Below are 2,786 nucleotides of genomic sequence, written 5' to 3' on the forward strand. Positions count from 1 at the left end.
ATGACCTTGCCGGGGATTACGCTGGTGTGTGGTGACTCTCATACGGCGACGCACGGCGCTTTAGGAGCCCTGGCGCACGGCGTGGGGACGTCGGAAGTGGAACATGTGCTGGCCACGCAATGCTTGATTCAAAAGAAAATGAAAAACATGCTGATCAAGGTGGACGGTCAATTGCAGCCGGGCGTCACCCCGAAAGACGTGGTGTTGGCGATTATCGGCCAAATCGGTACCGCTGGCGGCAACGGTCATGCCATTGAGTTCGGTGGTCAGGTGTTCCGTGATATGTCGATTGAAGGGCGCATGACGGTGTGCAATATGGCGATTGAAGCCGGTGCGCGCGTTGGCTTGGTGGCGGTGGATGACAAAACCATTGAGTATGTGAAAGGTCGTCCGATGGCACCGAAGGGCGACCAGTGGGAAATGGCCGTCCAGGCCTGGCAAGATTTGAAATCCGATGCGGATGCGGTGTTCGATAAGGTCGTGGAAATCGACGGTGCCAGCATTGAACCGCAAGTGTCTTGGGGCACCTCGCCGGAAATGGTGTTGGACGTTAACGGCAAAGTGCCGAACCCGGCGAACGAATCCGACGAAGTGAAAGCCAGCGGCATTCGTCGCGCCTTGGAATACATGGGGTTGGAAGCCGATATGGCGATTACCGATATTCCGGTGGATTATGTCTTTATCGGCTCCTGTACCAACTCGCGCATTGAGGATTTTCGTGAAGCGGCGGCGGTGTTGAAAGGCCGTAAAGTGGCGGCTTCCGTTGAACAAGCGATTGTCGTGCCGGGGTCAGGCCTGGTGAAAAAACAGGCGGAAGAAGAAGGATTGGATAAAATTTTCATTGAAGCCGGTTTCGAGTGGCGTAATCCGGGGTGTTCGATGTGTTTGGCGATGAATGCCGATAAGCTGCCGAGCGGTAAGCACTGTGCTTCCACGTCAAACCGTAACTTCGAAGGGCGTCAGGGCGCGGGTGGACGGACGCATCTGGTTAGCCCGCAAATGGCGGCCGCCGCCGCTGTCTCCGGGCACTTTGTGGATGTGCGTGACATGATGAAAGAAGCGGTATAAGGAGTCAGAATGGAAAAGTTTACGAAATTTACCGCCATCGTGGCACCGATGGATCGCGCGAATGTGGATACCGACGCGATTATCCCGAAGCAATTTTTGAAATCCATTAAACGCACCGGTTTCGGACCGAATTTGTTTGATGAATGGCGATATGAAGACGTCGGCGAACCGGGGATGGATAATGCTAACCGTCCGTTACGCAAAGACTTTGTGTTGAACCAGCCGCGTTATCAAGGGGCGCAAATTCTGATAGCGCGAGAAAATTTCGGTTGTGGTTCCAGTCGTGAGCATGCCCCCTGGGCGTTGAAAGACTACGGTTTTGACGTCATTATTGCACCGAGTTTTGCCGATATTTTCTTCAATAACAGCTTCAAAAACGGTATCTTGCCGATTGTGCTGGACGAGCAGACGGTGGACGGTTTGTTTAAAGAAATTTTCGCGCAGGAAGGCTATGCGCTGACCATTGATTTGGAAAATCAACACATCATCAAGCCGAACGGGGATGCCATTGAGTTTGATGTGGATGCCTTTCGTAAACATTGTTTGTTGAACGGGTTGGATGATATCGGTTTAACCTTACAGCATGAAGATGAAATCAAAACCTTTGAAGCCAAGCATAAAGCGGCCTCGCCTTGGCTGTTTTGATTGGCGGCCATCCATGCGTTTCATTGAATAAGTAATTTAAGTAAAGACACTTTAGAGACACTGTAAATGACAAAAGAAGTACTGATTTTACCTGGAGACGGCATTGGGCCGGAAATTGCCGCTGAAGCCGTCAAGGTGCTGGAAGCCTTGCAAAAAAGCGACGGTTTGGACATCAAGATGACGCACGACTTGGTCGGTGGCGCGGCTTACGATGTGCACGGTGTCCCCTTGGCGGATGAGACTTTGGAAAAAGCCAAGCAGTCTGACGCGATTTTACTGGGCGCAGTGGGTGGTTATCAGTGGGAGTCGTTGGATATTTCAGTGCGTCCGGAAAAAGGGCTCTTGTCTCTACGCTCCAATTTGGAATTGTTCGCTAACCTGAGACCGGCGTATTTGTTCCCGCAATTGGCGGATGCATCCACGCTGAAACCGGAGGTTGTGGCCGGTCTGGATATTTTGATTGTGCGTGAATTGACCGGTGGGATCTATTTCGGTCAGCCACGCGGTATCCGTACCTTGGAAAACGGTGAGCGCCAAGGTTACAACACCTATGTGTATTCCGAGTCCGAAATCAAACGCATTGCGCGTGTGGCCTTCGATGCGGCCATGAAGCGCAACAAGAAGTTGTGTTCCGTCGATAAGGCGAATGTGTTGGAAGTGACCGAGCTGTGGCGCGAAATCATTGATGACGTTGCCAAGGAATATCCAGACGTGTCGGTTCAGCATATGTATGTCGATAACGCCGCCATGCAGTTGGTATTGAATCCAAAGCAGTTTGACGTTATGGTGACGGGCAATATGTTCGGAGATATACTCTCGGATGAAGCCTCCATGCTGACCGGTTCCATCGGTATGCTGGCCTCAGCGTCCTTGGATGCCAATAATAAAGGTATGTATGAGCCGAGTCATGGTTCGGCACCGGACATTGCCGGGCAGAATTTGGCCAATCCGTTGGCGACCATTTTGTCGGCGGCGATGATGCTGCGCTACAGCCTAGGACGGGAAGATTTGGCGCTTAAAATTGAAAACGCGGTCAGCAAGGTCTTGGATCAAGGCTTGCGCACCGGTGATAT

The 2,786-nt window shown here is 51.9% G+C and carries 3 protein-coding genes; all 3 read left to right on the plus strand.

The window, feature by feature from the left end; genetic code table 11:
* Window positions 1–1,068 (plus strand): 3-isopropylmalate dehydratase large subunit (leuC, locus tag ACP5D0_RS08200; RefSeq protein ID WP_472365193.1); only part of this gene is annotated, 1,068 nt, incomplete at its 5' end.
* 9 nt (window positions 1,069–1,077) lie between these two features.
* Window positions 1,078–1,713: a 3-isopropylmalate dehydratase small subunit gene (gene leuD / locus ACP5D0_RS08205; RefSeq protein ID WP_472365194.1), complete on the plus strand. Its 636-nt coding sequence runs from the start codon at window positions 1,078–1,080 to the stop codon at window positions 1,711–1,713.
* Between the two features lie 66 nt (window positions 1,714–1,779).
* Window positions 1,780–2,786: 3-isopropylmalate dehydrogenase (leuB, locus tag ACP5D0_RS08210; protein WP_472365196.1), on the plus strand; the 1,007-nt coding region annotated here is incomplete at its 3' end.

The sequence above is a fragment of the Hydrogenovibrio sp. genome (assembly GCF_049975065.1).
In the GTDB taxonomy this organism is placed as follows: Bacteria; Pseudomonadota; Gammaproteobacteria; order Thiomicrospirales; family Thiomicrospiraceae; genus Hydrogenovibrio.

What these genes read in the sequence shown, in the direction of transcription:
- leuD (WP_472365194.1), top strand. Translation starts at nt 1,078, where the DNA reads ATGGAAAAGTTTACGAAATTTACCGCCATCGTGGCACCGATGGATCGC.